A 26,457-nucleotide genomic window follows, 5' to 3' on the forward strand; every position below is an offset into this window, starting at 1 on the left:
GTAACCAAGGGGATTGTGCTCCCTTAATCAAGCGTCATAAGAGAAGAACTTGATCGTACACAAGCTAGTCGCTAAGCCTCCGGCGCTAATCGTCGCGACGGAGAGGAAGAAGGTATCCACCGAAAATAGCAAACCGCCCGTGACTACCACGACAGCGTCCATAAGCAGGATCAAGACGCCAACGTTTACTTTTAATTTTTTAGCCAAGAGCTTGGCCAGCAAGTCAATGCCTCCGGTACTCGTATCAAACCTAAGCAGAATACCAAAGCCAAGGCCGATGAAGAACCCCCCGACAACGGAAGCGAGAAACGGATAAGCAGCCACGATAGTTCCCAGAGGATTGTAGGGGTCGAACAAATCGACGAAGTAAGACAGGAAGATCATGCCGAATAGGCTATGGAAAAATATAGCCCGGTCCTTATACCATGTATATATAAAGACGGGTAAACCGCAAATAATGAGAACAGGACCAACTTTAGCGCCGAATAAGTACTTGGCGATAAGAGCTACGCCTATGAAACCTCCATCTAGTACTTTAATGGGCATCAAGAAGAAATCAATTCCGGATGCGATCAATAAGCTGCCGATAATGATGGCAATGATTTTATGTAGCGAGTGCAAGCGAAACCAGTCCCTTCATTAGAGCCTGTCTTAACTATATGGAAGAGACGGGCGAGGCATGATAGAGACTGGAAAATAATTGGGGACTTAGCGTAAAACTTCGAAGATTTATTTGGAAATGACGACTAGGTATAAAAAGATAAAAATTGTGTTGCAATCGGTTGGGCAGATCGCTATAATAGTGAATGTTGGTCTGTGACTGTGCGTTGATGTGAGAGGTTGCCGACACACCCGGCCCCTTTGCCATAAGGGAGTCAATCGGTGATTGTCGGGTTATTCTCGCGGAGTATGTCCGATTCCAAAATTGGGCGAATGAAGGAGGGAATTCTATGGCTAAGCAAAAAATCCGTATCCGTTTGAAAGCCTACGACCACCGTATCCTGGATCAATCCGCGGAGAAAATCGTAGAAACGGCGAAACGTACTGGTGCAGGTGTATCTGGACCGATTCCGTTGCCGACCGAGAAGCAGATCATCACGATCCTGCGTGCGGTGCACAAATACAAGGATTCGCGTGAGCAGTTCGAAATGCGTACGCACAAGCGTTTGATTGATATCGTCAATCCTACGCCGCAAACGGTTGATGCGCTTATGCGTCTTGATCTGCCGTCCGGCGTTGATATCGAAATCAAACTTTAATTGTAGCATTAAGTAAATTAGATCCATGAAGAAAAGAGGTGTCAACATGTCAGGAATCTTGGGACGTAAACTCGGAATGACTCAACTATTCGCAGCTGACGGTAGCGTTGTACCGGTTACTGTAGTAGAAGCAACTCCGAACGTCGTATTACAAACGAAATCTGTGGATAACGACGGATACGAAGCAGTACAGCTCGGCTTCGCGGATAAACGCGAGAAGCTAGCAACCAAACCAGCCATCGGCCACGCTAAAAAAGCGGGCACGGCACCCAAGCGCTTCATTCGCGAAGTTAGCGGACTTACACCGGCTGACTTGGAAGTTGGTCAAGAACTTAAAGTTGACCAGTTCTCCGAAGGCGATATCGTTGACGTAACGGGTATTTCCAAAGGTAAAGGAACGACAGGCGCAATCAAACGTTGGGGCTTCCAACGCGGTAAGATGACGCATGGTTCCAAGTACCATCGCGGTAACGGATCGCTCGCGACCATTCGTGACGCAAACCGCGTACCAAAAGGCAAGAAAATGCACGGTCGTATGGGTAGCGAAACGGTTACTGTACAGAACCTTGAGGTCGTTAAAGTCGATCTTGAGCGTAACGTATTGTTGATCAAAGGCTCCGTACCGGGCGCTCGCAATAGTTATCTCAAAATCCGCACATCGGTGAAGAAATAATTCACAATGTATGAGGAAAGGAGGACCACTCATGCCGAAAGTTACTGTTTTTAATGTAGACGGCAAAGAAGTTGGACAATTGGATCTGGCAGAAGGAGTATTCGGACTTGAGCCGAATGTTCACGTGCTGCACAGCGCCGTATTGCTTCAACAAGCTTCGCTCCGCTCGGGCACGCACGATACGAAAGGTCGTTCGGAAGTTCGCGGAGGCGGACGCAAGCCTTGGAAACAAAAAGGAACTGGCCGCGCTCGTCAAGGTAGTATCCGTTCGCCGCAATGGAAAGGCGGCGGTATCGTATTCGGACCAACGCCACGCAGCTACGGTTTCAAATTGCCTCGTAAAGTGCGTCGTTTGGCTATCAAATCCGCTTTGTCTAGCAAAGTTGTGGATAACCAAATCATCGTTCTTGATCAGCTGAGCTTGTCCCAACCGAAAACGAAGGACATCGCTAAGCTTCTGAATAACCTCAAAGTATCTCGCAAGGCACTCGTTGTCACTGCAGACTTTGATAATAACGTGGCCCTGTCCGCGCGTAACATTCCTGGAGTCAAATTCGTCTCCGCAGAAGGAATCAACGTGCTTGACGTGATGAAACATGATCAATTGATCATCACGAAGGATGCAGTCGCTAAAGTTGAGGAGGTGTTCGCGTAATGAGAAACCCCCGCGATCTAATCAAACGGCCGGTTATTACCGAACGCACAAGCGACTTCATGGAACAGCGCAAATACGTGTTCGAAGTTGACTTGAAAGCGAACAAAACCGAAATCAAACAAGCCATCGAACAGATCTTCAAAGTGAAGGTCGTTGGCGTTAACACGCTCAGAATGCCTGCTAAGCCTAAGCGCTACGGTAAACACAGCGGGTACACTTCCGAGTGGAAAAAAGCGATCGTGCAGCTTTCCGCCGATAGCAAACCGCTTGAGTATTTTGAGTCCTCTGTATAATAAGTCTCTAAAGTAAGGAGGGAATCCAATTGCCAGTCAAAAAGTTTAATCCGACAACGGCTAGCCGTCGTCAAATGACGATTGCTACGTTTGAAGAGATCACGGCAACAGAGCCGGAAAAATCTTTGCTCGCGCCGTTATTCAAACGCGCTGGTCGTAATAACCAAGGTAAGATTACCGTTCGTCATCACGGCGGCGGACACAAGCGTAAATACCGGATCATCGATTTCAAGCGCATTAAGGACGGCATACCCGGCCGCGTGGCTACGATTGAATACGATCCGAACAGGACGTCCTACATCGCTCTGATTAACTACGCAGACGGTGAGAAGACATACATCATCGCGCCGAAAGGCCTTAAAGTCGGCGATGTAATCACATCGGGTCCTAACGCTGATATCAAAGTGGGCAACGCGCTTCCGTTGGAGAACATTCCAGTCGGTACCGTTATCCACAACATCGAGCTTAAGCCAGGCAAAGGCGGCCAAATGGTTCGCGCAGCCGGAACAAGCGCTCAATTGCTCGGTAAAGAAGAAGCCTACGTTACAATTCGTCTGACATCCGGTGAGATTCGCCGCATCCTTAAAACATGCCGCGCAACGATCGGTACGGTCGGTAACTCTGACCACGAATTGCTCAACATCGGTAAAGCTGGACGGAATCGTTGGTTAGGCAAACGCCCGACCGTACGTGGTGTCGTCATGAACCCGAACGATCACCCGCACGGCGGTGGCGAAGGCCGCGCGCCAATCGGACGCAAATCCCCGCTTTCTCCATGGGGCAAGCCAACGCTTGGCTACAAAACACGCAAGAAGAAAAAAGCTTCGAGCAAATATATTGTTCGTCGTCGCAGCAAGTAAGAAACGTTGTCTAGCGGCATGAACGAATGAGAAGTGATATGGGGTCCCCGAAAAGTAATCGGAATACGCTTCGAAGCATCGACTTCACTTTTTGGGGTGAAAACCGCGTTGAAGGGAGGAGCATTCCATGGGTCGCAGTTTGAAAAAAGGACCTTTCGTGGATGGCTATCTGCTGAAAAAAGTGGAAGAACTGTCCGGATCGAATAAGAAGGTAGTCATTAAAACTTGGTCTCGTCGCTCGACGATTTTCCCGCAATTCGTTGGTCAAACGTTCGCAGTATATGACGGACGCAAGCATGTGCCGGTATATGTGTCGGAAGACATGGTCGGTCACAAACTTGGCGAATTCGCGCCAACTCGTACTTTCAAAGGTCATACCGACGACGATAAGAAAACGGGCAAGCGATAATTTTAACCCTACGTAGTAAGTGCGATCGACTGATTCGCACCGATGCGTAACGTAAGGGAGGAGGTACACCGATGTCTCAGCAAGCCAAAGCTCATGTGAATAACATTCGCATACCGGCTCGTAAAGTCCGCCTGGTCGTTGACCTGATTCGCGGTAAAAAAGTCGGCGATGCTGTTGCCATTTTGCGTCATACGCCGCGTTCGGCATCTCCGGTTCTGGAGAAGCTATTGAACTCTGCGATTGCGAACGCTGAACACAACTACCAGCTCGACGTGAACAAATTGGTCGTGTCCGAAGCCTTCGTTAACGAAGGTCCTACGATGAAACGATTCCAACCTCGTTCCCAAGGTCGCGCATTTAGTATTTTCAAGCGCTCCAGCCACATTACGCTGGTCGTATCTGAGAAATAAGGAGGGACAACGTGTGGGTCAAAAAGTAAATCCCGTCGGTCTTCGTATCGGCATTATCCGTGATTGGGAATCCAAATGGTATGCCGAGAAAGATTTCGGCACTCTTCTTATCGAAGATGTCAAAATCCGCGAATTCCTTAAGAAGAAGCTTAAAGAAGCTGCGGTTTCCAAAATCGAAATCGAACGTGCCGCTAACCGCGTCAACGTTACGATTCACACTGCTAAGCCGGGTATCGTAATCGGTAAAGGCGGCGCTGAAGTAGAAGTGCTTCGCGGCCAATTGACCAAGATATCTAACGGTAAAAAAGTACACATCAATATCTCCGAGATCAAAAACCCGGAAATGGACGCTATCCTGGTTGCCGAGAGCATCGCGCAACAATTGGAACGCCGCGTTTCATTCCGCCGCGCGATGAAACAAGCTATGCAACGTACGCAACGCGCTGGCGCGAAAGGAATCAAAACATCCGTTAGTGGTCGTCTGGGCGGAGCGGAAATTGCTCGTCAAGAAGGATACAGCGAAGGAACGGTGCCATTGCATACGCTCCGCGCTGATATCGACTACGGAACGGCGGAAGCACATACGACTTACGGCCGCATCGGCGTAAAAGTATGGATCTACCGCGGCGAAGTCCTTCCGACGAAGAAAAGAGCTGCTGAGGAAGGAGGCAACTGATCATGTTGGTCCCTAAACGCGTTAAACACCGCAAAGAACATCGCGGTAAAATGAAAGGTCGCGCTAAAGGCGGCGCTGAAGTTCATTTCGGTGAATTCGGTCTGCAAGCGATGGAGCCTTCTTGGGTAACAAACCGTCAAATCGAGGCTGCACGTATTGCCATGACTCGTTATATCAAACGGGGCGGTAAAGTTTGGATCAAAATTTTCCCTTCGAAACCAATTACCCAAAAACCTCTCGAGGTACGTATGGGTAGCGGTAAAGGTAACGTAGAAGCATGGGTTGCCGTTGTGAAACCGGGCAAAGTATTGTTCGAACTCGCAGGGGTATCCGAGGAGATCGCACGTGAAGCGATGCGTCTTGCAGCACATAAGTTGCCGATCAAGACGAAGTTTGTGAAACGTGAAGAACTGGGTGGTGAAGCAAATGAAAGCCAGTGAATTTCGCAACCTGACATCGGCGGAACTCGAACAGAAGGTCGCCGGCTTCAAGGATGAGCTGTTCAACCTCCGCTTCCAAATGGCTACTGGCCAATTGGATAACCCGCATCGCCTTGGCGATTTGCGGAAAGAAATTGCTCGGGCTAAAACCATTTTGCGCGAGCGTGAACTCGGCATCGGCTAATACCCGGGAGAAGCCCTGAAGATTGATTTCAGGAAGGAGGATTACCATGAGCGAACGCAATAACAATCGTAAAGTGCAGATTGGTAAAGTCGTCAGCGACAAAATGGACAAAACGATTGTGGTGGCCGTTGAAACTTATAAGAAACACAGCCTTTACCACAAACGGATTAAATACACGAAGAAATTCAAAGCGCATGACGAAACTAACGATGCACAAATTGGCGACACCGTGAGAATCATGGAGACCCGCCCGTTGTCGAAAGACAAAACATGGCGCTTGGTCGAAATCGTCGAGAAAGCCGTATTGGCTTAAGCCGCTGCGAACACAACAACACTCGATTATAAGGTGTGCGTTCGTCAGCATTCAGCTGTGACTGAAAGGAGGACCTTGCGATGATTCAACCGTTTACGCGTCTGCATGTTGCCGACAACTCCGGCGCGAAAGAATTGATGTGTATCCGCGTTCTTGGCGGTACAGGACGCCGCGTAGGACATATCGGCGATATGATCGTATGCTCCGTTAAACAAGCAACACCAGGCGGCGTTGTCAAAAAAGGCGACGTAGTCAAATGCGTTATCGTTCGTACGAAACGTTCGGTACGCCGTAAAGACGGATCCTATATCGCGTTCGACGAGAACGCTGCTGTAATCGTTAAAGAAGACAAGAGCCCGCGCGGTACCCGTATCTTCGGACCTGTAGCTCGCGAGCTTCGCGAACGTGACTTCATGAAAATCATTTCCCTGGCACCGGAAGTACTTTAATACTCCGGAACGCACCGATGGAGAAACACTCAAGGAGGTGTACCCATGCCCCGTCTGAAAAAAGTGCTTGAATCGCACAACAATAAACTGCACGTGAAAAAAGACGATAACATCATCGTCATCTCGGGCAAAGACAAAGGCAAGAAAGGCCGTATTATCGCTGCATATCCGCGCGAAAATCGCGTCCTGGTCGAGGGTGTGAACATGGTAAAACGCCATACTCGCCCGAACCCAACGAACCAACAAGGCGGTATCATCGAGCGCGAAGCGCCGATTCACGTATCGAACGTGATGCATATCGATCCTAAAAGCGGCAAGCCAACTCGCGTTGGCACGAAGACGCTTGAGAACGGAACAAAAGTCCGGGTCGCTAAGCGCTCTGGAGAACTGATCGACTAATCGCAGTAAGAACGGAAAGGAGGTCACTGTGACTCATGGCAGCAAGAATGAAGGAACGTTTCCTGAATGAAATCACTCCTGCTCTTATGCAGAAGTTCAGCTACAAGTCAGTCATGCAAGTGCCGAAAATCGAGAAAGTCGTCATCAACATGGGTGTCGGCGAAGCGGTTTCGAACTCCAAAATCATGGATTTCGCGGTAGAAGACATGCAGAAGATCGCAGGTCAAAAACCTGTAATCACTCGTTCTAAGAAATCGATCGCGGGCTTCCGCTTGCGTGAGAACTTGCCAATCGGCGTTAAAGTAACGCTGCGCGGCGAACGGATGTACTACTTCCTGGACAAATTGTTCAACATCTCCCTACCCCGTGTACGCGACTTTCACGGCGTATCGACGAAATCGTTCGATGGCCGCGGCAACTACACGCTAGGATTGAAAGAACAACTGATCTTCCCGGAAATCGAGTATGACAAGATTGATAAAGTTCGCGGGATGGATATCGTCATCGTAACGACTGCGCAATCGGACGAAGAAGCGCGTGAGCTGCTCACCCAATTGGGTATGCCGTTTGCGAAGTGACGATAGCCCGGTCAATTAGCAAAAGGTACCTAATGGAGGTGTGAAAGCAAGTGGCAAAAACGTCGATGAAAATTAAGCAACAGCGTGCGCCGAAGTTTAAAGTCCAGGCTTACACGCGTTGCGAACGTTGCGGACGTCCGCATTCCGTTTTGCAAAAATTCAAGATCTGCCGGATCTGTTTCCGTGAATTGGCATACAAAGGCCAGATTCCTGGCGTCAAAAAAGCGAGCTGGTAATCAGCCTAGTTCGGGAAGGAGGTTTACCCCATGGTTATGTCTGATCCTATTGCAGATATGTTGACGCGGATTCGCAATGCGAACCTCGTGCGTCATGAGTCGGTGGAATTACCTGCGTCTATGGTGAAGAAGCAAATTGCTGAAATCCTGAAACGTGAAGGTTTTATCCGCGACGCTGAATATGTAGAAGATAACAAGCAAGGCCTGATCCGTATCTTCTTGAAGTACGGACCGAACAACGAGCGCGTTATCACGGGTCTTAAACGCATTAGCAAACCAGGTTTGCGCGTTTACACGAAATCTACTGAAGTACCGCGTGTGTTGGGTGGCCTCGGCATCGCGATCATTTCCACATCCAAAGGCATCATCACCGATAAGGAAGCCCGTCAAGGGAAGTCCGGCGGAGAAGTGCTTTGCTACGTTTGGTAATTTAACTGTCACAAGATTGGAGGTGTACCTATGTCCCGTATTGGACGCAAACCGATTCAGGTGCCTAACGGCGTGAACGTGAACCTGGACAACAACGTAATTACGGTTAAAGGCCCAAAAGGAACTTTGTCCCGCGTACTTCACAGCGATATGAAAGTTTCCTACGAGACCGATGTCATTACCGTTGAACGTCCTTCCGATAACAAACTTCACCGCTCGCTGCACGGCACGACCCGCAGCGTAGTAGCCAACATGGTAAGCGGCGTAACCGAAGGTTACATCAGAACCCTTGATCTGGTAGGTGTAGGTTACCGTGCAAGTAAATCCGGCGAAAAGCTGGTATTGAACGTAGGTTACTCTCACCCGGTTGAAATCGTTCCGGCTAGCGGCATTGAATTCGAAGTGCCGGCACAAAACAAGATTATCGTTAAAGGCATCGATAAAGAAGCAGTCGGCGAGATTGCTGCCAAGATCCGTGCCGTTCGTCCTCCCGAGCCTTACAAAGGCAAAGGGATCAAGTACGAAGGCGAACGTATCCTTCGCAAAGAAGGTAAAGCAGGCAAGAAGAAATAATGAATTAAGTTGCGGGTGGTTAGAAGCTGCCTAGATGCAACAACGAGAAGGGAGAGAACCTTTCGGATGATTACAAAAAGCGATAAAAATAAAGCCCGTCTGAAACGTCACCTTCGGGTACGTAAGAAAATCAGCGGTACGAACGAACGCCCGCGTCTTTCCGTGTTCCGTTCTTCCAAGCACATCTACGCTCAACTGATCGATGACGTTAAAGGCGTAACGCTTGCGGCTGCATCTACGGTTGACAAAGAATTTGCTGAAGTAGGAAATGGCGGCAGCGTTGAGTCTGCTCGCAAAGTAGGCGAACTGATCGCTAAGCGCGCGAAAGAAAAAGGATACGAGAGCGTCGTGTTCGATCGCGGCGGCTATCTGTATCACGGACGTATTCAAGCACTGGCTGACGCGGCACGCGAAGCCGGATTACAGTTTTAATTCATTTTTGACACAAGGAGGTAAACGACTTGCGTGTAGATCCGAATACATTGGAACTAACCGAAAAAATGGTTCAAATCAATCGTGTCTCCAAAGTCGTCAAAGGCGGACGTCGCTTTAGTTTCAGCGCACTCGTCGTTGTCGGAGACGGCAAAGGCTGGGTTGGCGCGGGAATCGGTAAAGCTTCCGAAGTTCCAGACGCAATCCGTAAGGGCGTCGATGACGCTAAGAAGAACCTAGTTTTCGTACCACTCGTTGGAACAACAATTCCACATGCCGTTACGGGAAGTTTCGGCGCCGGCAAAGTGTTGCTGAAACCAGCATCAGAAGGTACGGGCGTTATCGCGGGCGGTCCTGTCCGCGCGGTGCTCGAGCTTGCTGGAGTCGGCGATATTTTGACGAAATCGCTGGGTTCCTCCAACTCCATTAACATGGTCAATGCGACGTTGGAAGGATTATCCCGCCTCAAACGCGCCGAAGACGTAGCGAAACTGCGCGGTAAAACCGTAGCAGAGCTATTCCGTTAAGGAGGGGAAACAGATGGCACAGCTTCAAATCACCCTCGTTCGCAGCTTGATTGGCCGTCCTGAGAATCAACGTCAAACGGTGAAAACTCTAGGACTCGGCAAGTTGCATACGTCAGTTATCAGAGAAGATAACGTCGCTACTCGCGGCCTTATCAACACGGTTAGTCATTTGATCGAAGTTAAAGAAGTTTAAGATATTAAGCAAAACTTTCAAGGAGGTGCGACGTACGATGAAATTGCATGAGCTATCTCCGAACGAAGGCTCGACGTTCTCCCGTAAACGGAGAGGACGCGGAGCTGGTAGCGGTTTAGGCAAAACGGCAGGTCGCGGTCACAAAGGGCAAAACGCTCGTTCCGGCGGCGGAGTGCGTCCCGGCTTCGAGGGTGGACAAAACCCGTTGTACCGTCGGGTACCGAAGCGCGGATTTAACAATGATCGTTTCGCAACGGTCTTCGCGATTGTCAATCTGGATCAGCTGAACCGTTTTGAAGCTGGTACGGAAGTGACGCCAGAATTGCTTCTCGAAGAGGGCATTCTGAAAAATCCAAAAGATGGAATTAAAATTCTGGGCAATGGCGATTTGAACGTGCAGCTGACTGTTAAAGCTCATAAGTTCTCTCAGTCTGCAACAGAAAAAATTCAAGCCGCCGGCGGTAAAACCGAGGTGATCTAATGTTCGCGACCGTCACTAACATTTGGAAAGTCGAGGACCTTCGCAAGAGGATCCTCTTCACCCTTTTCATCCTGTTTGTATACCGTATCGGGTCCTTTATCCCGGTTCCGAACATTAACAAGGACGTTCTTACGGCAGCCGACCAAACAGGTACCGACCTGTTCGGCCTTCTGAACACGTTCTCTGGCGGTGCGTTATTCAATTTCTCAATCTTCGCGTTGGGAATTACGCCGTATATCACGGCTTCGATTATCGTTCAACTCCTTTCCATGGACGTCATTCCGAAGTTCTCGGAATGGCAGAAGGAAGGCGAGAACGGCAAGCGCAAGCTGGCACAGATCACTCGTTACGGAACGATTGTTTTGGGGCTTATCCAAGCATTTGCTACGGCAATCGGTTTTAACCGGATGTATAGTTACGAAATGGTTATTGATCCAAGTACGGCGACGTACCTGATGATTGCTATCGTATTGACGGCGGGTACCGCGTTCCTCATGTGGCTTGGTGAACAAGTCAATGAAAAGGGTATCGGCAACGGTATCTCGATCTTGATCTTCGCGGCGATCGTTGCCTCTATACCGAAGCATGTGCGCGATATCTACTCTAGTCAGTTCACGGATCCTAGCCAATTGTTCCTGAATATCGTGAAGATGGTCATTATCCTGCTCGTAATCATCTTGATTATCGCAGGCGTAATCTTCATCCAGCAAGGCGTGCGCAAAATTCCGGTTCAGTACGCGAAACGGGTCGTCGGACAGAAAATGTATGGCGGCCAATCCACGCACATTCCGCTTAAAGTAAATGGCGCGGGCGTAATTCCGGTAATCTTCGCAATATCGCTGTTGATGTTCCCGATTACCATTGCGCAGTTCTGGGCTGACCAAAGCTGGGCACAATGGATAATCAATAACATGAGCTACGATAAGCCGCTTGGCATGGTGTTGTACATCTTGCTGATCATTGGCTTCACGTTCTTCTACACCTTCGTTCAATTCAATCCGCAGCAATTAGCGGATAACATGAAGAAAAACGGCGGTTACATTCCGGGTATTCGACCTGGAAAACCAACGTCTGGCTTCTTAATGCGCGTGATTACTCGCATTACGCTGGCAGGCGCAGTATTCCTAGCGGTAATTTCGGTAATCCCGGTTTTCTTCGGCTCATTGGCGGGCTTGCCAAAGACTGTACAATTGGGCGGTACTTCTCTCTTGATCGTTATCGGGGTCGCGCTTGAGACCATGAAACAAATCGAGAGCCAGTTGATCAAACGCCACTACAAAGGTTTTATCAATAAGTAACCCAACGAGACGGACAGGAGGAACAACAATGAACATCTTGTTTATGGGGCCTCCTGGCGCCGGTAAAGGAACGCAAGCAGAACGGATCGTCGAGCAATTCGGCATTCCGCACATCTCTACCGGTGATGCGTTTCGTTTAGCCATCAAGCAAGGCACGCCAATCGGACAGAAGGCTAAGGAGTACATCGACCAAGGACTTCTCGTTCCCGACGAAGTGACGAACGGCATCGTTCGCGAACGTCTGGCTGCACCGGATTGCGCGAAAGGATTTTTGCTGGACGGGTTTCCCCGGACGCTCGCGCAAGCCGAAGCGCTCGACGTCATGCTTGCCGAATTGGATCGCAAGATCGACCATGTCATCAACCTGAAGGTGGAACCTAGCTTCTTGCTAGCCCGCATTACGGGAAGACGGATTTGCAAGTCTTGCGGAACGACGTATCATATTCTTTTTAACCCGCCGAAGCAGGAAGGAATCTGCGATAAGGACGGGGGAGAGCTGTATCAGCGTCCTGACGATACGGAAGAAAAAGTGGCGACTCGCTTGGATGAGTATACTAGCAAGACGGCACCGCTTCTTACGTATTACGGCGACAAAGGATCGCTCCGCGAAGTAGACGGGGAGAAGGACATCGATGAGGTCACGGCTGAGATCACTTCTCTTCTTAGAGGAATGAATCTGCGATGATCATTATCAAGTCCGATAAAGAGTTAAGCTTAATGCGCGAGGCGGGAAGGATTGTAGCCGAGACGCATCGCCTGATGAAACAGGCGGTCGTTCCAGGCGTTACAACCGCTGAACTGGATCGCATTGCCGATACATTCATCCGAAGCCAGGGCGCAGTTCCTTCTTTCAAAGGTTATAACGGTTTTCCGGCCAGCATATGCGCTTCCACCAACGAGGAGCTCGTTCACGGGTTCCCCGGACCGAGGAAGCTTATAGAAGGCGATATCATCAGCATCGATATCGGCGCACAGTACCAAGGATATCACGGCGATTCCGCCTGGACTTACGGTGTCGGACAAATTTCCGATGAAGCACAGCGTCTGCTGGACGTTACCGAAGCATCGCTTTATGCGGGCTTAGAACTGGTTCGTCCGGACGTGAGGCTGTATACCGTATCCCACGGCATACAGAAAGTGATCGAAGAGGCGAGCTTCTCGGTAGTCAGGGAATATGTCGGTCATGGCATAGGAACGGATCTGCACGAGGAACCGCAAATTCCGAATTATGGCGTTCCCGACCGCGGTCCGCGGTTGAAACCGGGAATGACACTCGCGATCGAACCGATGGTCATCGTGGGAGAACGTTACGTGAAGACTTTGTCCGATAATTGGACGGTCGTCACGGTGGACGGATCGCTGTGCGCGCATTTCGAGCATACGATTGCCGTAACCGAAGACGGGTTCGAAATACTGACTCGTGCGTAAAGCTAGGTGAATGTTATGACGGTAAACGTTAAGTTGGAGCCCGGAGACATCGTGAGAAGCCGGCGTGGAAGAGACGAAGGGCAGCTAGCTGTAGTTATCTCCCTCGTCGATGAGCGATTCGCGCTCGTGGCCGACGGCGACAAACGCCGGTTCGATCGGCCGAAACGCAAAAACGTGCTGCATCTCGAACCGATCGGGACCCGAAGCGAGGAAGTAGCGAATAGCCTTCGCGACACCGGTCGCGTGACTAACGCGAAGCTCCGGCACGCTATCGGACAAATCGAACAACGGCTCGAAACGCATGCTGTAGAGAAAGGAGAATGACGGTTGGCCAAAGAGGACGTCATCGAGGTGGAAGGTACGGTCATAGAACCGCTGCCGAATGCCATGTTCAAGGTTGAGCTCGAGAACGGACATCAAATCCTTGCACATGTTTCCGGAAAGCTTCGGATGCATTTCATACGGATTCTGACGGGGGATAAAGTGGTAATTCAACTTTCTCCTTACGATTTAACACGGGGCCGTATCACCTACCGCAAATAAATACGTTCGGTCTACCTATGCGCGCGACGATCGGACAGCTATGATTAAGACCATATACGTTCGATCGTATTCGTGTTAACCAACACGCGATCGTAACGCGTCGCTTCGTTGGATGCATTCGTGATGACTGACATGCGACGCCAGAGGCGCGCCATATTAGTCACACTCGTGACGAACGAACCTCGACGCTTGCGCGCGTAGTTCGGTCGCACTATAAGGAGGGTATTATCATGAAGGTGAGACCTTCGGTCAAACCGATTTGCGAGAAATGCAAAGTCATTCGCCGCAAAGGCAACGTGATGGTTATCTGCGAGAACCCGAAGCATAAACAAAAACAAGGCTAAAATAGAAGGAGGTGCCCCTAACTATGGCACGTATATCTGGTGTTGACCTCCCGCGCGACAAGCGCGTGGAAATCGCCCTAACGTACATCTTCGGAATTGGTAAACCAACTTCCCAGAGGATTCTAGCGTCTACGGGTGTCAATCCCGACACTCGCGTTCGTGATCTGACGGAGGATGAGCTCGCTCGTCTTCGCGAAACGATTGACAAGGAACAAAAGGTCGAAGGCGACTTGCGTCGCGAGATTGCACTAAACATCAAACGGCTGATTGAAATCGGCTGCTATCGAGGCATCCGTCACCGCCGCGGTCTGCCGGTTCGCGGACAACGTTCGAAAACGAACGCACGTACACGCAAAGGTCCACGTCGTACAGTAGCGAACAAGAAGAAGTAATAAGGGGGGATAACAAACATGGCACAAAAAGGCAAGAAAGTCGTTCGTACCAAGCGTCGTGATCGGAAGAATATCGATACTGGTGTGGCACATATCCGTTCGACGTTTAACAATACGATTGTGACGATTACGGATCCTCACGGTAACGCGGTTTCATGGGCGAGCTCTGGTAACCTTGGTTTCAAGGGCTCCCGTAAAAGTACGCCATTCGCTGCTCAAATGGCAGCCGAATCTGCAGCTCGCGCTGCGATGGAACACGGAATGCGTTTGGTTGAAGTTTCTGTTAAAGGCCCAGGCGCCGGTCGCGAAGCCGCGATTCGTTCGTTGCAAGCCGCTGGCCTTGAAGTCAGCATGATCAGAGACGTCACTCCAATCCCGCATAACGGATGCCGTCCTCCGAAGCGCCGCCGCGTATAGCACCGTTGCATGTGTGGTATCAAACAAGAACAACTTGAGAATAATGGTTGTAACGGTTAGGCATACTACATGGTTTACCCCATAAACATTTCTCCTTATTAAAGGCTGAACCAATTAGTTTGGGTGAACAAAGGGCAACGTCAGCGACGTTTGAAGGAGGTTTTGGTTATGATAGTGATCGAAAAGCCGAAAATCGATTCTGTGGAGATTCAGGATGACAAGAGATACGGCCGCTTCGTCGTAGAACCGCTTGAGCGCGGTTATGGGATGACGCTGGGCAACTCTCTTCGCCGAATTCTGTTGTCGTCCTTACCGGGCGCAGCCGTCGTATCGGTACAGATTGATGGCGTACTTCATGAATTCTCCACGATTCCGGGAGTCATCGAGGATGTAACGCAAATCATCCTCAATCTGAAGCGTTTATCGCTGAAGATTCATTCGGACGAGGAAAAAGTGCTAGAGATCGATGCGGAAGGTGATGGCGTAGTAACGGCTGGCGATATCCGCGCGGACAGTGACGTGGAAATCTTGAATCCGGACCTGCACATCGCGACTCTGGCTTCCGGTGCGCGTCTTCATATGCGTATCTTCGCCAGAGTAGGACGCGGTTACGTTCCATCCGATCGCAACAAGAAGGAAGATCAACCGATTGGCGTTATTCCGATCGATTCGATCTATACGCCGATTACCCGCGTGAACTATCAAGTCGAGAATACCCGCGTCGGTCAAGTAACGAACTACGACAAGCTCACGCTTGAAGTTTGGACCGACGGCAGCATCCGACCTGAAGAAGCGGTTAGCTTGGGCGCGAAAATCCTGACGGATCACTTATCCTTGTTCGTGGGTCTCACGGATGAGGCCAAAGATACCGAGACGATGAAGGAGAAGGAAGAGGACAAGAAAGAAAAAGTACTCGAGATGACTATCGAAGAGCTTGATCTTTCCGTTCGTTCTTACAACTGCCTGAAACGCGCCGGTATTAACACGGTTCAAGAGCTTATCACGAAAACGGAAGAAGACATGATGAAGGTTCGTAACTTGGGCCGCAAGTCTTTGGAAGAAGTACAAGAGAAGCTGGAAGAACTGGGTTTGGGCCTTCGTTTAGAGGAATAGCATCGTAAATGCTGTTTAACGTATTGTGACGATTGAACGCAGACGCCTTTGGCGCTGCTTCATCGTTCTTGCGACAACAATTCGCAACGCAATGCGTCGCATGATTTATTGCACCAGTGAGGAGGGAAAACAAATGGCTTATCAAAAACTGAGTCGCGATTCCAGCTCCCGGAAAGCTCTTTTCCGTGACCTGTGTACCGACCTGTTCCTGTACGAGCGTATTCAAACGACTGAAGCGAAAGCTAAAGAAGTTCGCTCAATTGCCGAGAGATTGATTACTCTCGCTAAACGCGGAGACCTGCACGCTCGTCGTCAGGTAGCAGCATTCGTGCGTCGTGAGAGCCTTAACGGCGAACAAGACGCCATCCAAAAACTGTTCTCCGAGCTCGCTCCGCGTTATGCGGAACGTCCGGGTGGATATACACGCATCATGAAGCTCGGACCCCGCCGTGGAGATTCAGCTCCGATGGTGTATCTCGAACTCGTAGATCGCGCGTAAGAACGGAGCAAAGAAGGATGGACCGAATCATGAATTCGGATCATCCTTTTTTTGTGGGTTGCGAAGCCGTTTTACTTGGGAGGATGAGATGATGCGAAACATAGCTCTCATCGTCAGTTATGACGGTACGGATTATTATGGCTTTCAAAGCCAACCTGGCGGGAATACGATTCAGGACAAGCTGGAGCATGCGATCTTCCTTCTTTCCGGGGAGCAAGTTAAATTGACGGGCTCGGGTCGAACCGATGCGGGCGTTCATGCAAGATGGCAGGTCGTCAATTTTATGACCTCCTCAAGTATCCCCATCGAACGTTGGGCATTGGCGCTGAATACGAGGCTGCCCAATGATATTGTCGTTCAGCGAGCTTATGGCGTTCCCGAGGAGTTTCATGCTCGGCGCAAAGCTTTGAGCAAGACTTACCGGTATACGATTAATTGCAACCGTACGCCGGATCTATTTCGCCGCCGCTATGAGTTTCATCATCCGACTCCTCTTGATTTCGCAGCTATGCAAGAAGGTCTTAAACTTCTGCTTGGCGAACACGACTTCTCGTCATTTACCGCACCGCAATCGACCAAGCCCAGTCATGTGAGAACGATCTTGGATGCCAGGCTCGAAGTCGAAGCGGGATCGGCGGCACAAGCTGTAAGCTTCCATGATGAAATTAGTCGTAATTGGGATGAGCGGCATTATCCAGGCAAGCAACGCGGGGTTATCCACCTGTATATAACCGGGACAGGGTTTCTATATAACATGGTAAGGATCATTGCGGGTACCTTGATTCAAGTGGGCGAAGGCAAGAGAACCTCCGCGGATATGGCGACTATTTTGGCTGCCAGGAATCGTGCGAAAGCAGGACCGACCGCAATGCCGCATGGCCTTTCCTTATGGGAAGTCGTATACGATTATCAATAATTAATTGCTTGCATAAATTCCCGATTTCATGTACAATAAATTTTGTGCTTTCTGCGTGGCTACCCACGGCCCCAGCGTAGAAATGTCGCGCTTTTTGCTGAGTTTGAAGGAAAGGACTTCTCATCCGATTACTTGAGCTTATGCATAACCTTAAATTACAACTATGATATGAATGAACGAATGAAGATCGTAATAGTCGTACCACATACAAAGCAGGGAAGTAACCCAAAGGAGGATGTTTCATGCGTACAACCTTTATGGCTAAGCCACTTGAAGTCGAACGCAAATGGCTTATTATAGACGCCGAAGGCAAAACCCTTGGTCGTCTGGCCAGCGAAGCGGCAGCATTGATCCGCGGTAAACACAAACCGGAATTCACCCCTCATATCGACACAGGTGATTTCGTAGTTGTCATCAACGCCGAGAAAATCGTTCTCACAGGCAAGAAAATGCAACAAAAGAAATACTACACGCACTCCCACTATCCAGGCGGTTTGAAAACGACTACTGCAGCAGAAATGATCAACAAAAAGCCTGCTCGCATCATCGAATTGGCCGTATACGGCATGCTTCCTAAGAACAAGCTTGGCCATCAGCTTCAAAGCAAGCTGAAAGTATACGCTGGAAGCGAACATCCACATCAAGCCCAACAACCTGAAGTTTACGAACTTCGCGGATAAAAAAAGGAGGACTTACGAATGGCTCAAGTTGCATATTTAGGAACGGGTCGCCGCAAGCACTCCGTAGCGCGGGTTCGACTCGTGCCGGGTGAAGGCCGCATCGTTATCAACAAACGTGAAATCAATGATTATTTCGACCTTGAAACGTTGAAATTGATCGTTAAACAACCTCTTAACCTGACTGAAACGGTCAACAAATACGACATCGTCATACTTGCTCATGGCGGTGGAACTTCCGGTCAAGCAGGAGCAATCCGTCACGGTATTTCCCGTGCACTTCTTAAAGCGGATCCTGAACTTCGTCCTGCTCTTAAGAAAGCCGGATTCTTGACTCGTGACCCGCGTATGAAAGAACGTAAGAAATACGGATTGAAAGCCGCTCGTCGTGCTCCTCAATTCTCGAAACGTTAATCCTATACACAACCAAACGTGCCTTTCTCCCATTATATTCGATGGTGGGAAAGGCATTTTTTTGTGGAGGAAAATCGAAGTCGGGCATAACAATAGATTGAACTATCATGCCCATCGGCGTATAATAATTATTATTCATACCTAGTTACTAGGAATTCAAATGGAGGTCATTCTGATGAACCTGATCGAAAAAGAAAACCTCATTCGCCAAAAAGCGGAGGAGTTCGAGAATGCATCTGCGGAAACGGTCATTGCGTGGGCAATCGAAACCTTTCCGAATATCACCTTTGCGTGCAGCTTCGGAGCGGAAGACGTCGTGCTCGTAGACATGATTCAGAAAATCAGTCCTTCTACGGATATTTTTTACCTGGATACCGATTTTCACTTCAAAGAAACGTATGAGACGCGTGATCGCATGGCCAAAAAATACAACCTGAAGTTCGTAGAAGTGAAATCCAAGCTCACGCCGGAACAACAAGCGGCCGAGTATGGCGAACAATTATGGAAGAGCAATCCGACGGCGTGTTGTAACCTGCGCAAAGTAGAGCCCCTGACTCGCATCTTGTCGCAATACGAGGCTTGGATTACGGGAATTCGTCGCGATCAAGCGCCAACCCGAGCCAATGCAAAGAAAGTGGAATACGATACGAAATTCGGCCTTGTGAAATTCAATCCGCTCGCTTCTTGGACGTCGGAAGACGTGTGGGCTTATATCAAAGCCAACGATATCATCTACAATCCATTGCATGATCAGAATTACCCGAGTATTGGTTGCGAGCACTGCACGAAACCTGTTATGCCGGGCGAGGACCCTCGTGCCGGACGTTGGGCAGGCAACGAGAAGACGGAATGCGGTCTTCATAAATAAGTTTGCAACGACAACTTAAATCTCATACAGAATTCAGAAGGAGCTAGTCAGATCATGAGCGCAAATCTACCGCATGGCAATCCATTGGTTAACCGGGTAGTAGAAGGGCAAAAACGCGATGCGTTACTGGCCCAAGCGGCGAGTTTGGTGTCTATTCCGGTTAATGCGTGGACGATATCCGATTTGGATTTAATCGGCGTGGGAGCGTTTAGCCCGCTGACCGGCTTCATGAACGAAGAGGATTACTTATCTGTCGTCAATAACATGAGACTTGCTAACGGCGCGATTTGGAGCATTCCGATTACGTTGTCCGTTACGGAAGACCAAGCAGCGACTCTGTCCGTAGGACAGCAGGCCGTGCTTACCGGCGAGAATGATGGCATTCCATACGCCGTAATCAGTATTGACAGCATATACAAAGTGAATAAGCGTCACGAAGCGGTACGGATCTTCAAGACGGACGATATGGAGCATCCCGGCGTCGTGAAATTGTTTGACCGGCCGGACACCTATATCGGTGGCTCCATTCAGGTATTGAATCGTCCGGTTCCGGAGAAATTCAATGAATTTTACTTCGACCCATCGGACACTCGTCGCATCTTTGCGGAAAAGGGCTGGAAAACGGTCGTAGGCTTCCAAACGCGGAATCCGGTGCATAGAGCGCATGAATATATTCAGAAGGCAGCCATGGAAATCGTCGATGGATTGTTCCTAAACCCTCTCGTAGGGGAGACGAAATCGGATGATGTGCCCGCTAATGTCCGGATGAAGAGCTATCTGGCTTTGCTCGAGAATTATTATCCTCAAGATCGAGCGTTCCTTGGGGTGTTCCCGGCAGCGATGCGTTATGCGGGGCCGCGGGAGGCGATTTTCCATGCGCTTGTTCGCAAGAATTATGGCTGTACTCATTTTATCGTCGGCCGCGACCATGCGGGCGTAGGCGATTATTATGGCACGTACGAGGCGCAAGACCTTCTCAAGACATTTGCCGTAGAAGAGCTTGGAATCACGCCGTTATACTTCGAGCATAGCTTTTATTGCACGAAATGCGGCAACATGGCCTCAAGTAAAACCTGCCCGCACGACAAGGAACACCACCTGACATTGTCGGGTACGAAGGTCCGTGCGCTATTGCGTGACGGAATTTGTCCTCCGCCTGAGTTTTCCAGACCGGAAGTGGCTGCGATCCTAATCGAGGGAATGGCCGAAGCAAGCAAAACGTACGCAATCTAAATTCATATTTATCCACCTTGTCCCATATGATGTAGGGAGTTTTCCCGGGGCGAGGTGGATTTTATTGTTTAATGGACAAAGCGTAAGGCGTATATGGTCATTTCTGAGCAAGCGGCGTCGGTTGATAATATGGATGACAAGAGAGGCGTTGCTGCGAGTAGGTATCGTTACTTGTTTAATCCTGTTAACCGCTGCCGTCTTCCTGAGCGAGATTCCTTCCTCCAGAACATGGACCCATTGGACTTTGCCCTTAACGGGTAAGGTTATCGCGTTGGACGCTGGACACGGCGGAGCGGACGGCGGGGCGGTTAGCCGGGATGGAGTTATCGAGAAGGACTTGAATCTTGCGATCGTGCTCTACTTGAGGGATTATCTGCAGCAAGCCGGGGCGATCGTTCTGCTCACGCGCGAGGGGGATTACGACCTTGCCCTGCCCGAAACCAAAGGGTACTCCCGCCGGAAAACGGAGGATCTCCTTCAAAGGGCGGAGAGGGTTCGCAAGCAACAGGCGAATTTAGCGATTAGCATCCATATGAACAGCATTCCGTCTCCTCGGTGGTCGGGAGCCCAAACCTTTTTCTCCCCCAAGAATAAAGAGGGACAAAGGCTTGCAACGGTCATTCAGTCAGAGCTTCGCGGAGTTTTGGGGAATACCCAGCGGATCGCCAAGAAGGCCGATACGATTTATTTGCTCAAAACGCTGGAGATGCCTACGGCGTTAGTAGAGGTCGGATTCTTATCGCATCCCGAGGAAGCGAACCTTCTGGCAGACGAGGAATATCAGCGCAAAGTCGCGGCTGCTATCTACAGGGGAATATTGAGATTTACGTCCGGTGAATCGGAAGAGCCTGTGCTATAATAAGAAAATGCGAAAATGATATTGGGGGTCGAAATCGTGGTCACCAGAGAAGCCGTACTAGAAGCCTTGCAACCCGTGCATGAACCTACGGTTCAACAAAGTTTAACCGAATTGGGATTGATTCGCGATGTCATGGTACGTGATGGTTCCGTATCGATGTCCGTCGTACTTCATCCGGATAGTCTGAATCAGAGTACGATAGTAGAGCAGGGATTAACTCAAGCGCTAACCCGGATCAACATACAAAACCCTCACTTCCGAATCCGTGCCATGACAGATCATGAGAAGTCGGATGTACTATCCAAGCGTCAAGCGCCGTCACAGGGGAAGGCGGTATCCCCAAGCGAACAAAAGAAGGCAGCTCCGATTCAAGGGCATGGCGCGGGATTGGAAAAGCACACGATCCTCCATCCGGAGAGCGGCGTGGAGTTCATTGCCATTGCAAGCGGTAAAGGCGGGGTCGGGAAATCGACCGTTACCGTGAATCTAGCCGTCGCATTGGCGCGTCTAGGGAAACGCGTCGGATTGATCGACAGCGACATTTATGGTTTCAGCGTTCCGGATATGATGGGGATTGAAGAACGACCTGAACAAATCGGGGATAAAATAAAGCCGGTCGAACGATTCGGAGTCAAAGTCATATCCATGGGGTTCTTCGTCGAGGACAATAGTCCGATCGTCTGGCGCGGTCCGATGCTCGGGAAGATGCTAAGGAATTTCTTCTCCGAGATGGAATGGGGTGAATTGGATTACCTCTTGCTTGATTTGCCTCCTGGAACCGGCGACGTGGCTTTGGATGTTCATCAGATGATCCCGCAGAGCAAAGAGATCATCGTAACGACGCCCCATGCGACGGCAGCTTTCGTGGCCGCTAGAGCAGGCTCGATGGCGATAAAGACCAATCATGATATTATCGGCGTGGTCGAGAATATGTCCTACTTCGAGAGCAAGGAAACGGGCGCCCGCGAATATGTATTCGGTCGCGGCGGCGGAGGAAAGCTCGCGGAGACGTTGGGCACGGAGTTGCTGGCGCAGTTCCCGCTCGGTGCTCCGGACAATCATCCGTCCGAACCGGATTATTCACCGTCCGTCTATAAAGCCGATTCCGAAATCGGCAAAGATTATCTAACCCTTGCCCAAACCGTAATTAACCGTTGCGGCAAGTAACCTTCTAAGAATGTAAAAGCGGTTGAACGAGTATTCCCCTCGTTCAACCGCTTTTTTTAGTTTAACCTAGCCGCCGCCACCGCCTTCGCCACCTTCACCGCCGCCTTCTTCGCCGCCTTCTTTTTTCTTCTCGGGCTTAGGCGTCAGTTCTTCTTTCACGACGGATTGGAGTAATCTCATGATCTCCAGCTTAAACAACGGATTATCCATCGATTCCGTAACCGAGCTCATGATGAGCTTGCGAACCTCGTTTGTTTTCATGGAATCCGTCATGATTTTTTGCAATTCCGGAGTTTTGAACATATCGACGAGTTCTTTCTGATAAGAAGGATCCTTCATTAGGTCTTTATGGATCTGCTTGTTGTCCTTGCTGACGGCTTTAGCGAATTCGCCTGCGAACTTCGGATCCTTCATGATATTCTCCAGAACCGTAGAATACTCCGGAGCAGTCAGAACGTCTTTAACCGCTAATCTCACTTGTGCTTGATCTGAAGGCGTCATGCTTTTCATTTGTAACGTGCTTTCGCCGTACTGAGCCGTTGATGCTTTCTCCATTGCTTTCTGGGCTTCTTCGGAACCAAGGATATCGATGACCATGGATTTGACTTCCTTGTAGCTCATCTGCCCTCCGCCGTTGCCTCCGGATTCGGGTGCACATGAGGATAGCAACAAAGACATTCCCAACAAACATCCACACCATCGTAATCGATAACGCATACCGATCAGCTCCCTTCTGTAGGGTGATGGCTGTAGTATGCTTCGACAACCTTGTGAATATAAGGGGTTGTTCATGGCTTTTTATCTTGTTCATGGTAAAATGGTTTTGATTATACAGAGGAGGTTTCACGACTTGAACTTACGCAAATGGATGAAATTATTCGGAACGACCATATTAATCGGAGCGATCGTAACGGTTGCGGGCAGCGTTACCATTCAACTGTTCAATCCCGATTTCAGGAATGTAGAAGCGAGCGGTTGGTTTTCTTACATTCTAATGATGGCGCTGATCGGAATGACTTTCGGCGCCTTTGCCCATATGGGCTTCTTTGCTTATCTGATGCTTAACTATATTGCAAGGAGTATATTCAGGCGCCCTTACTCTTGGGTAGCCATTCAAGGATTTATTGCTCTGTTCGTCCTTGCGGAAATTGCCTACTGGACTTACGGCACGAACTTTCCGAATTATACTTATTGGTTAATTCCGCTTGTCCTTATCATTGCATCATGCGTAGTTGCTTGGTTGAAGGTTGGCCAGACATCCTCGGGCGCGTGGATACCGACTATCTTTTTCCTGGTGGCCATAACGTCAATGGAGTCGGTTCCGGTATTCAAGACTGGAGACATCTCTTCGCTTCTGTACCAATTGATCCCGCTATTCATTTGTAACGCTTATCAAATTATGCAACTTCACCGAATTTTGGGTAAATCGCAAGACGTAGCACCGATTGCCGCGGCTGCTAAGTAAAGTAAGGGGAAGTTAGTTCGTTCCAAGCGGATCGATCCTCGACCGTTTTGCCGTTCGTGTTGGTTTGACTGATCATTTGGGATACGGTAACGAACTCGTAACCTTTGGCTCGAAGCTGATCAATAATGACGGGAAGCGCTTCGTGGGTCTGTTTACAGGAGTCGCTGGCGTGTAAAAGTATAATATCCCCGGGATGTGCTTTCCCTACTACGCGATTGATGATGGTGTCGACGCCCGGGTTTTTCCAGTCGAGGGAATCCGTATCCCATTGAATGACTTTATAGTTGAGATCTTCCGCGATTCTCAATACCCTCTTATCGAAATCGCCGTTCGGCATCCGGATGAGGTTGGGGGACTTGCCGGTCATGTCCCTTAGAATACCGTCCGCAATCGTAATTTGCTTTCGGATCTCTTCGTCGCTATATTGGCTGTAGTTGTCATGCTTGTGGCCATGGCTTCCTACCTCGTAACCGGCATCCGTTATTTTTTTCACGATATCAGGGTGCGTTTTGCTCCATGGGGAAGAGAGGAAGAAGGTGACGTTCTTCACGTTCTTAGCTTTGAGAATTTCGAGAATAGGCTCGGCGCGTTTTTCTCCCCAACTGATGTCGAAGGTAAGAGCAACAACTTTGCGTTCGGTAGGAACGCTGTACACTGCCGCAGGGGGATGAGGGGCGAATACGCTTAGATTGTTCTTCTCCACCCAAATAATCGAGATGGCTAGAATAGCTGCTACCGTAAGGAAAAATATCTTTTTAATGCGGCGTCCGTTGAAAACGAAAAAATGATTCATGGGATAATCGGCTCCTTCCAGATTTAGTGTTTGCGTCTTCGCCATTATTGGGCGGACAAGTCGCTCCACTCGGATACTATCAATGTATGCTTGACCCATAGAGTTATTCATATGGATGGGACACAAGCCATAAAGATGACATAAGTCGATTGCAATGGAGGATGTAGGATATGTTTTCGCGCCAAGGGCTTCTGGAGTCATGGAATGAGATACGACCGTACTTTATATTTTCGATAATCCTGTTTTTTGCCGGAGTTGTTATCGGAGGATCGCCGAACGCTCCCGCGGAATTTCTAGAGCAGCAAATCAAAGGAATCAGAGCGATTTCGGAAAAAGTCAATTCATCGGATAATCCGGAACGGACGATGTTCTTTCTTATCACGCTAAATAATGTCTTTAATACTTTGTTGGTTATGGGGCTAGGCATCATCGCGGGAATAATGCCGGTCATCATGTTGGTGTCGAACGGTATGATTATGGGCTTCCTGCTCGAGAACCTTTCCGGTGAAGGTCATAACATATTCGCATTGGTGATTAAGGGTATATTGCCTCATGGCGTTTTCGAGTTGTCCGCCGTATTCTTGGCATGCGCATTCGGAATGCGTTTCGGAATAACCTTGTTTAAGGGAATCGCAGGCTCGGCGTTAGGAAAGAAGGAGCCCTGGCAACCTTTCGTAAGAACTGCCATCGGTTCGGTTCCGGCTCTTCTCGTAGTTGTAGTGTTTCTGCTCTTCGGCGCAGTCATCGAAAGTACGGTCACTTACTGGCTAATGAGTTAAAGTTATTCATAAGCGGTTGGATTGTCATAAAGGAGGCAAAAAAAGAGCATAACAGTAGGACATGCCGGAGAATCTTTCAAGCTCTTGATCACAAGTTGTTTTCTTCGGCAAATGTTGCTTTTTACAGGAGGTCCGCACTCTATGCTCGGGATGATGTTCACGGACAAGGAATGCAAGGAATTCGATTATTTGTTGCGTAAGGAAATGGACGAGATGCTTCTCGATATGAGCGACCGCAGATTGGATGGCCCCGTCAAAGAAGCGATATCCAAGCGTTACAAGATCATCTTCCGAATGTATGCGCGCATTGCCCCTCCAAGGGAATTGTCCCGCTATGCGATGGGATTGAAGTCTCAACGTTAAGAATTCGAATAAATTCAAATAAAAGCTTGACCGGCACCCAATGAATATGTTAAATTAGCTTTCGCCCCACTTTTTGAGGGGGCAAGCGGACGAAGGAAATAACGGACAACAACGGTAACTAAAAAATACCAGTTGCCAAGTACTAGTCAGCTATGGTATATTATAAAAGTCGCCGTTAGCGCGGTAGACACGAAAAAGAAACACGAATTGTTCTTTGAAAACTGAACATTGAGCGTAAGAAACAAACAATCGTCGAGGTCGACTTTCGAGTCGGCTAAGACAAACCAGCAATACAGATTGAGCCTCAAAGGCTCTTTAATAAGAAGCTTCGGCTTCACTATTATGGAGAGTTTGATCCTGGCTCAGGACGAACGCTGGCGGCGTGCCTAATACATGCAAGTCGAACGAATCTAGAAGTTA

The 26,457-nt window shown here is 49.4% G+C and carries 44 protein-coding genes and 1 rRNA gene; 42 read left to right on the forward strand and 3 right to left on the reverse strand.

Translation table 11 applies throughout. The features are described 5' to 3' along the window. Positions 1-27 precede the first annotated feature (27 nt). A complete protein-coding gene (locus tag E2980_RS17890) occupies positions 28-621 on the reverse strand; it encodes a YitT family protein (RefSeq protein WP_135153594.1) in 594 nt (197 codons plus the stop codon). Between the two features lie 329 nt (positions 622-950). Here E2980_RS17890 and rpsJ point away from each other — a divergent pair, with 329 nt between their 5' ends. The 38 genes from rpsJ (at position 951) to E2980_RS18080 (ending at position 22,637) form a co-directional block, all read left to right on the forward strand. Next, positions 951-1,259, forward strand: coding sequence for a 30S ribosomal protein S10 (gene rpsJ, locus E2980_RS17895; protein ID WP_027087350.1), 309 nt, complete (start codon positions 951-953; stop codon positions 1,257-1,259). A gap of 46 nt (positions 1,260-1,305) precedes the next feature. Further along, positions 1,306-1,932, forward strand: a complete 627-nt coding sequence (gene rplC, locus E2980_RS17900; RefSeq protein ID WP_135153595.1) for a 50S ribosomal protein L3 — start codon at positions 1,306-1,308, stop codon at positions 1,930-1,932. A gap of 31 nt (positions 1,933-1,963) precedes the next feature. After that, positions 1,964-2,587 carry a 50S ribosomal protein L4 gene (gene rplD, locus E2980_RS17905; protein ID WP_135153596.1) on the forward strand — a complete coding sequence of 208 codons (624 nt, stop codon included), beginning with the start codon at positions 1,964-1,966 and terminating at the stop codon, positions 2,585-2,587. Then, positions 2,587-2,880, forward strand: coding sequence for a 50S ribosomal protein L23 (gene rplW, locus E2980_RS17910; protein WP_135153597.1), 294 nt, complete (start codon positions 2,587-2,589; stop codon positions 2,878-2,880). The genes rplD and rplW overlap by 1 nt, the downstream gene beginning before the upstream one ends. 29 nt (positions 2,881-2,909) lie before the next feature. After that, positions 2,910-3,740: a 50S ribosomal protein L2 gene (gene rplB / locus E2980_RS17915; protein ID WP_135153598.1), complete on the forward strand. Its 831-nt coding sequence runs from the start codon at positions 2,910-2,912 to the stop codon at positions 3,738-3,740. A 127-nt stretch (positions 3,741-3,867) separates the two neighbouring features. Beyond that, on the forward strand, positions 3,868-4,149 hold the full coding sequence (gene rpsS, locus E2980_RS17920) for a 30S ribosomal protein S19 (protein WP_135153599.1): 282 nt from the start codon (positions 3,868-3,870) through the stop codon (positions 4,147-4,149). Between the two features lie 71 nt (positions 4,150-4,220). Further along, positions 4,221-4,559, forward strand: a complete 339-nt coding sequence (gene rplV / locus E2980_RS17925; protein ID WP_120979963.1) for a 50S ribosomal protein L22 — start codon at positions 4,221-4,223, stop codon at positions 4,557-4,559. A 13-nt stretch (positions 4,560-4,572) separates the two neighbouring features. Continuing rightward, complete coding sequence (gene rpsC, locus E2980_RS17930) at positions 4,573-5,235, forward strand: 30S ribosomal protein S3 (protein WP_135153600.1); 663 nt, start codon at positions 4,573-4,575, stop codon at positions 5,233-5,235. A gap of 2 nt (positions 5,236-5,237) precedes the next feature. After that, positions 5,238-5,675, forward strand: a complete 438-nt coding sequence (gene rplP / locus E2980_RS17935) for a 50S ribosomal protein L16 (RefSeq protein ID WP_135153601.1) — start codon at positions 5,238-5,240, stop codon at positions 5,673-5,675. Beyond that, on the forward strand, positions 5,662-5,859 hold the full coding sequence (rpmC, locus tag E2980_RS17940; RefSeq protein WP_135153602.1) for a 50S ribosomal protein L29: 198 nt from the start codon (positions 5,662-5,664) through the stop codon (positions 5,857-5,859). The genes rplP and rpmC overlap by 14 nt, the downstream gene beginning before the upstream one ends. A gap of 46 nt (positions 5,860-5,905) precedes the next feature. Then, positions 5,906-6,172: a 30S ribosomal protein S17 gene (rpsQ, locus tag E2980_RS17945; protein WP_120979966.1), complete on the forward strand. Its 267-nt coding sequence runs from the start codon at positions 5,906-5,908 to the stop codon at positions 6,170-6,172. A gap of 80 nt (positions 6,173-6,252) precedes the next feature. Further along, positions 6,253-6,621: a 50S ribosomal protein L14 gene (gene rplN / locus E2980_RS17950; protein WP_135153603.1), complete on the forward strand. Its 369-nt coding sequence runs from the start codon at positions 6,253-6,255 to the stop codon at positions 6,619-6,621. A gap of 45 nt (positions 6,622-6,666) precedes the next feature. Continuing rightward, positions 6,667-7,020 (forward strand): 50S ribosomal protein L24, encoded by a 354-nt coding sequence (rplX, locus tag E2980_RS17955; RefSeq protein ID WP_240703081.1) that lies wholly within the window; start codon positions 6,667-6,669, stop codon positions 7,018-7,020. 35 nt (positions 7,021-7,055) lie between these two features. Then, a complete protein-coding gene (rplE, locus tag E2980_RS17960; RefSeq protein WP_120979969.1) occupies positions 7,056-7,598 on the forward strand; it encodes a 50S ribosomal protein L5 in 543 nt (180 codons plus the stop codon). Between the two features lie 50 nt (positions 7,599-7,648). Further along, positions 7,649-7,834, forward strand: coding sequence for a type Z 30S ribosomal protein S14 (locus E2980_RS17965; protein ID WP_027087364.1), 186 nt, complete (start codon positions 7,649-7,651; stop codon positions 7,832-7,834). Between the two features lie 30 nt (positions 7,835-7,864). Continuing rightward, positions 7,865-8,263 carry a 30S ribosomal protein S8 gene (gene rpsH, locus E2980_RS17970; RefSeq protein ID WP_135153604.1) on the forward strand — a complete coding sequence of 133 codons (399 nt, stop codon included), beginning with the start codon at positions 7,865-7,867 and terminating at the stop codon, positions 8,261-8,263. A gap of 30 nt (positions 8,264-8,293) precedes the next feature. Then, positions 8,294-8,836, forward strand: coding sequence for a 50S ribosomal protein L6 (gene rplF, locus E2980_RS17975; protein WP_135153605.1), 543 nt, complete (start codon positions 8,294-8,296; stop codon positions 8,834-8,836). Positions 8,837-8,902: 66 nt separating this feature from the next. After that, on the forward strand, positions 8,903-9,268 hold the full coding sequence (gene rplR / locus E2980_RS17980; RefSeq protein WP_135153606.1) for a 50S ribosomal protein L18: 366 nt from the start codon (positions 8,903-8,905) through the stop codon (positions 9,266-9,268). A 29-nt stretch (positions 9,269-9,297) separates the two neighbouring features. Next, entirely contained in the window at positions 9,298-9,795 is a 498-nt protein-coding gene (gene rpsE, locus E2980_RS17985) for a 30S ribosomal protein S5 (RefSeq protein WP_094050613.1), read from the forward strand. A gap of 13 nt (positions 9,796-9,808) precedes the next feature. Further along, on the forward strand, positions 9,809-9,988 hold the full coding sequence (rpmD, locus tag E2980_RS17990) for a 50S ribosomal protein L30 (protein WP_135153607.1): 180 nt from the start codon (positions 9,809-9,811) through the stop codon (positions 9,986-9,988). A gap of 37 nt (positions 9,989-10,025) precedes the next feature. Next, entirely contained in the window at positions 10,026-10,469 is a 444-nt protein-coding gene (gene rplO / locus E2980_RS17995; protein ID WP_135153608.1) for a 50S ribosomal protein L15, read from the forward strand. Next, a complete protein-coding gene (gene secY, locus E2980_RS18000) occupies positions 10,469-11,767 on the forward strand; it encodes a preprotein translocase subunit SecY (RefSeq protein ID WP_135153609.1) in 1,299 nt (432 codons plus the stop codon). The genes rplO and secY overlap by 1 nt, the downstream gene beginning before the upstream one ends. A gap of 28 nt (positions 11,768-11,795) precedes the next feature. Continuing rightward, positions 11,796-12,452 (forward strand): adenylate kinase, encoded by a 657-nt coding sequence (locus E2980_RS18005; protein WP_135153610.1) that lies wholly within the window; start codon positions 11,796-11,798, stop codon positions 12,450-12,452. Beyond that, positions 12,449-13,195 (forward strand): type I methionyl aminopeptidase, encoded by a 747-nt coding sequence (map, locus tag E2980_RS18010; RefSeq protein ID WP_135153611.1) that lies wholly within the window; start codon positions 12,449-12,451, stop codon positions 13,193-13,195. The genes E2980_RS18005 and map overlap by 4 nt, the downstream gene beginning before the upstream one ends. Positions 13,196-13,210: 15 nt before the next feature. Continuing rightward, positions 13,211-13,519 (forward strand): KOW domain-containing RNA-binding protein, encoded by a 309-nt coding sequence (locus tag E2980_RS18015; protein WP_135153612.1) that lies wholly within the window; start codon positions 13,211-13,213, stop codon positions 13,517-13,519. A 3-nt stretch (positions 13,520-13,522) separates the two neighbouring features. After that, entirely contained in the window at positions 13,523-13,738 is a 216-nt protein-coding gene (gene infA, locus E2980_RS18020) for a translation initiation factor IF-1 (protein WP_035121186.1), read from the forward strand. Between the two features lie 230 nt (positions 13,739-13,968). Beyond that, entirely contained in the window at positions 13,969-14,082 is a 114-nt protein-coding gene (gene rpmJ / locus E2980_RS18025) for a 50S ribosomal protein L36 (RefSeq protein ID WP_003333770.1), read from the forward strand. Positions 14,083-14,105: 23 nt separating this feature from the next. Continuing rightward, the gene (rpsM, locus tag E2980_RS18030; protein WP_135153613.1) at positions 14,106-14,474 is read left to right on the forward strand and encodes a 30S ribosomal protein S13; all 369 of its coding nucleotides are present in this window, start codon (positions 14,106-14,108) and stop codon (positions 14,472-14,474) included. Positions 14,475-14,492: 18 nt separating this feature from the next. Then, the gene (rpsK, locus tag E2980_RS18035; RefSeq protein ID WP_130615150.1) at positions 14,493-14,891 is read left to right on the forward strand and encodes a 30S ribosomal protein S11; all 399 of its coding nucleotides are present in this window, start codon (positions 14,493-14,495) and stop codon (positions 14,889-14,891) included. Positions 14,892-15,059: 168 nt separating this feature from the next. Next, complete coding sequence (locus E2980_RS18040; protein WP_135153614.1) at positions 15,060-16,004, forward strand: DNA-directed RNA polymerase subunit alpha; 945 nt, start codon at positions 15,060-15,062, stop codon at positions 16,002-16,004. Between the two features lie 133 nt (positions 16,005-16,137). Beyond that, complete coding sequence (rplQ, locus tag E2980_RS18045) at positions 16,138-16,503, forward strand: 50S ribosomal protein L17 (protein WP_135153615.1); 366 nt, start codon at positions 16,138-16,140, stop codon at positions 16,501-16,503. 91 nt (positions 16,504-16,594) lie between these two features. Then, positions 16,595-17,419, forward strand: a complete 825-nt coding sequence (gene truA, locus E2980_RS18050; protein ID WP_135153616.1) for a tRNA pseudouridine(38-40) synthase TruA — start codon at positions 16,595-16,597, stop codon at positions 17,417-17,419. Positions 17,420-17,661: 242 nt separating this feature from the next. Continuing rightward, positions 17,662-18,099 carry a 50S ribosomal protein L13 gene (rplM, locus tag E2980_RS18055; RefSeq protein WP_135153617.1) on the forward strand — a complete coding sequence of 146 codons (438 nt, stop codon included), beginning with the start codon at positions 17,662-17,664 and terminating at the stop codon, positions 18,097-18,099. Between the two features lie 18 nt (positions 18,100-18,117). Further along, positions 18,118-18,510: a 30S ribosomal protein S9 gene (gene rpsI / locus E2980_RS18060; RefSeq protein WP_135153618.1), complete on the forward strand. Its 393-nt coding sequence runs from the start codon at positions 18,118-18,120 to the stop codon at positions 18,508-18,510. A 175-nt stretch (positions 18,511-18,685) separates the two neighbouring features. Further along, positions 18,686-19,378, forward strand: coding sequence for a phosphoadenylyl-sulfate reductase (locus E2980_RS18065; protein ID WP_135153619.1), 693 nt, complete (start codon positions 18,686-18,688; stop codon positions 19,376-19,378). 54 nt (positions 19,379-19,432) lie between these two features. Further along, positions 19,433-20,611: a sulfate adenylyltransferase gene (gene sat, locus E2980_RS18070; RefSeq protein WP_135153620.1), complete on the forward strand. Its 1,179-nt coding sequence runs from the start codon at positions 19,433-19,435 to the stop codon at positions 20,609-20,611. A 133-nt stretch (positions 20,612-20,744) separates the two neighbouring features. Further along, positions 20,745-21,470 carry an N-acetylmuramoyl-L-alanine amidase CwlD gene (gene cwlD, locus E2980_RS18075; protein WP_135153621.1) on the forward strand — a complete coding sequence of 242 codons (726 nt, stop codon included), beginning with the start codon at positions 20,745-20,747 and terminating at the stop codon, positions 21,468-21,470. Positions 21,471-21,506: 36 nt separating this feature from the next. Further along, positions 21,507-22,637 carry a P-loop NTPase gene (locus tag E2980_RS18080; protein ID WP_135153622.1) on the forward strand — a complete coding sequence of 377 codons (1,131 nt, stop codon included), beginning with the start codon at positions 21,507-21,509 and terminating at the stop codon, positions 22,635-22,637. Between the two features lie 66 nt (positions 22,638-22,703). Here E2980_RS18080 and gerD read toward each other — a convergent pair whose 3' ends face one another. After that, on the reverse strand, positions 22,704-23,315 hold the full coding sequence (gene gerD / locus E2980_RS18085; RefSeq protein WP_240703082.1) for a spore germination lipoprotein GerD: 612 nt from the start codon (positions 23,313-23,315) through the stop codon (positions 22,704-22,706). A 172-nt stretch (positions 23,316-23,487) separates the two neighbouring features. Here gerD and E2980_RS18090 point away from each other — a divergent pair, with 172 nt between their 5' ends. Next, the gene (locus E2980_RS18090; protein WP_167747173.1) at positions 23,488-24,102 is read left to right on the forward strand and encodes a KinB-signaling pathway activation protein; all 615 of its coding nucleotides are present in this window, start codon (positions 23,488-23,490) and stop codon (positions 24,100-24,102) included. Here the strand turns inward: E2980_RS18090 and pdaB are convergent. Then, the gene (gene pdaB, locus E2980_RS18095; protein WP_135153625.1) at positions 24,095-24,895 is read right to left on the reverse strand and encodes a polysaccharide deacetylase family sporulation protein PdaB; all 801 of its coding nucleotides are present in this window, start codon (positions 24,893-24,895) and stop codon (positions 24,095-24,097) included. The genes E2980_RS18090 and pdaB overlap by 8 nt on opposite strands. A gap of 170 nt (positions 24,896-25,065) precedes the next feature. Here pdaB and E2980_RS18100 point away from each other — a divergent pair, with 170 nt between their 5' ends. The 3 genes from E2980_RS18100 to E2980_RS24480 form a co-directional block, all read left to right on the forward strand. Next, on the forward strand, positions 25,066-25,674 hold the full coding sequence (locus tag E2980_RS18100; RefSeq protein ID WP_135153626.1) for a stage II sporulation protein M: 609 nt from the start codon (positions 25,066-25,068) through the stop codon (positions 25,672-25,674). 141 nt (positions 25,675-25,815) lie between these two features. Further along, on the forward strand, positions 25,816-26,037 hold the full coding sequence (locus E2980_RS18105; protein ID WP_135153627.1) for a hypothetical protein: 222 nt from the start codon (positions 25,816-25,818) through the stop codon (positions 26,035-26,037). Positions 26,038-26,376: 339 nt separating this feature from the next. Further along, positions 26,377-26,457, forward strand: a 16S ribosomal RNA gene (locus tag E2980_RS24480); the annotation flags it as partial.

The sequence above is a fragment of the Cohnella luojiensis genome (assembly GCF_004564235.1).
Taxonomy (GTDB): Bacteria; Bacillota; Bacilli; order Paenibacillales; family Paenibacillaceae; genus Cohnella; species Cohnella luojiensis.